The sequence below is a fragment of the Paenibacillus sp. J22FR5 genome (genome assembly GCF_059691975.1).
Genome location: NZ_JCAUAN010000067.1, coordinates 1 through 2,694, shown reverse-complemented (window position 1 = coordinate 2,694; position 2,694 = coordinate 1). Strand labels below are relative to the sequence as shown.

The 2,694-nt window shown below is 48.1% G+C and carries 1 protein-coding gene and 1 pseudogene; both read right to left on the bottom strand.

Features of this window, described 5'->3' with window-relative positions:
* Nucleotides 1-596: 596 nt before the first annotated feature.
* Nucleotides 597-2,167: pseudogene (gene tnpC, locus AC58P7_RS33345) on the bottom strand (IS66 family transposase).
* An 80-nt stretch (nucleotides 2,168-2,247) separates the two neighbouring features.
* On the bottom strand, nucleotides 2,248-2,589 hold the full coding sequence (gene tnpB, locus AC58P7_RS33340; RefSeq protein ID WP_497350347.1) for an IS66 family insertion sequence element accessory protein TnpB: 342 nt from the start codon (nucleotides 2,587-2,589) through the stop codon (nucleotides 2,248-2,250).
* Nucleotides 2,590-2,694 lie beyond the last annotated feature (105 nt).

Here is a 2,694-nt window from a genome sequence, read left to right as displayed (position 1 = left end):
TAGAAAACCGATGGTTGCTAGTCACTTCCATGATACCAAACAAGAGGGTGTTTTTCTGTCAAGAGGATCAAAAATTCTCCATTAAGCCTTGCAACCATAAGGCTTTACTAGTTTTTCGTAGGTGCGAAAGTTGAGTAAATTAGAAGTGTTTGATCAACGTTCCGTTTGAATATATTCATCTGGATCTAAGCCCATAATTTGAATTTCCGAGGAACCGGAACGAATAATGTTAAGGTCGTTACGCTAATCTAGCTAAAATAAACGAGGCCATCCCAACATATTTGGATAGCCTCTTTCTGTTATTTATGGCAGGTGACGCGATCACTATGGGGAGATCCGCTTTTTCTCTCGTTGATCCTAACCAAGAATAATAATTACAATCGCACCAAAGAAGGCGCGCTATCCGAATGGATGCCTATAATATTGGCGATCGTTAGCCATGATAGATACGTAAGCGTCAAATCAAGCACACCTAGCAAGACATTAGAGTCCATGCGAAAATGAAACCACTTAATCTGAACGTTCGCTCGCGCATAGAAATATATATGCGAACGCCAAATAACCTCCATCCTTTAGGAAGAGAGGTTAAGGCCATCCTATTTCGAAAAGATTCGGCAAACGAGTGGCAGCGCAGGATACCAAGGTGCCAGCTTACCCAATGCTTCCAGATCTGTAGCATCATGCAACTGAGGCATAGTTTCAAATAGATACTTCAGGTACATGTATGGATTGAGCGAATTTGCTTTGGCTGTCTCTACAAGACTGTAAATGACGGCACTCGCTTTTGCTCCTCGAGGCGTGTTACTGAAAAGAAAATTCTTCCTTCCAATAACGACTGGTTTGATCGAGCGCTCACTGCGATTGTTGTCGATCTCTAACCGACCATCCTGTAAGAAAACATTCAACTTTACCCACTGATTCAGTGAGTAAGTAATGGCTTGCCCCAGCAAACTCTTCGGCAGTACGCGATGCTGCTGTTCTTCCAACCACTTCATGAACGCATTTAGGATCGGACGGCTCTCTGCGAGCCTTGCCTCATAGCGTTCTTCGGGCGTGGACTCCCGCCACTTGCGCTCGACCTCAAACAGAGCGTTACAAAAGGCAAGACCCTCGGCTGCTACCATGCCCGAACGCTGATGGGACGGCAAGATCTGCAATGCCTCATGAAATTTGCGCCTCGCGTGGCTCCAGCACCCGAGTTGCGTCACATTCTCGACCTTGTTGTAGCTGCTGTACCCATCCGTTTGCAGATACCCGGCATAACCAGAAAGATACGCTCTTGGATATTCGCCGCTGCGTCCGGTTTGGTAGTCATACAAGATGATCTGCGCGTCGTATCTTCCCGTGCGATACAGCCACAAGTACGAATCGGACTGTGCGGGGCGGCCTGGTTCACGCAGCACTTGTAACGTCGTTTTGTCCGCATTAAGAATGTCTCGCTTCAATAACTCCTTGTGCATGTAGTCCACCATCGGGGCTAGCCACCGCTGGCTGCAAGGATCCAATTCGCCATCGTTTGGCGCGATAGTTTCACACCTAGACGCTGAAATTGTTGTTCTTGCCGATAAAGCGGCAGGCTGTCCACATATTTCTGACTCATCAAATAAGCCATTAAGGATGGCGACACTAGACTTCCCGGCACCACAGGGGCTGGCATGGGTGCTGTGAGAATTGGTGTACGAATCTCGCTACGCTCACACTGACGGCATGCATAAGTATACCGCACATAGTGAACAACCTTCACCTCAGCAGGAATAATCTTCAGCTCCTGCCGGGTCTCGGTACTCATCTCGTGTAGCGCTCCTGCGCAACATGGGCATACTCTCTCTTCTTCGGTCAACCGGTATTCGATCGTTTCGACGGGCAACGATGCAAGTTTTATTTCCCAAGTTCCACGTTTCTTCTTGCGTTGATAAGTGATCGTCTCCACCGTTGGTTCTGGTACTTGGGGATCAGCTTCAGCCTCGGCTTCATTGAACAGATCCATTGCCATTTGATCAGGATGAGTCTGTTCACTGGATGCACCAAAGCGTTTCGACTTAGCCAAAAGCAACTGTTCTTCATACCACTTGAGCTTGGCCGACAATCGTGCAATCTCCTGCTCTTGTTTCATTGTCTTTTGTTGTAGTTCTTCAATTGTGGGTGAGTTTTCCGTTAGAGTTTCCATACGTACAATTTCGTACCCAGCCCGCTCATTTTCTGCCTTCGGGTATGGCAAAATAGCAAACACTTCTATTAGATGACGGTTTACGCGGAGACCATTGGATGAGCTTGCCGCTGTTCAAGGGATAGTCCGTCGAGCAACCAGCGGAGCTCACGGGAAGTGACGGTTACCACACTCTCCTTGCTGGTTGGCCAGCAAAAAGTACCGCGTTCCAATCGTCGATAGAATAGCCAAAAGCCGTTTAGATCCCAGTAAAGAATCTTGAGCTTGTCGCGCTGACGATTACAAAACACAAACAAGCTTGGAGAGAAGGGATCGAGACCGAACCCTTGCTGAACAAGTGCAGCGAGTCCATCGATCGACTTACGCAAATCCGTAGAACCTGCAGCCAAGTAGACGGGGTGAGCACTTGATAGCGTCAGCATGATCTGCTCAAAGCTGCAACAGCTTCGCGAAGCAACTGAGGGTCAAATCCGGATCGAAGTTCGATGCTGGCGAGCCCAACTTGAACTACAAGCGAAGAAGTGCCC

Excerpts from the sequence above, each read along its gene's own strand:
- tnpB (WP_497350347.1), bottom strand. The coding sequence starts at position 2,589 with ATGCTGACGCTATCAAGTGCTCACCCCGTCTACTTGGCTGCAGGTTCT.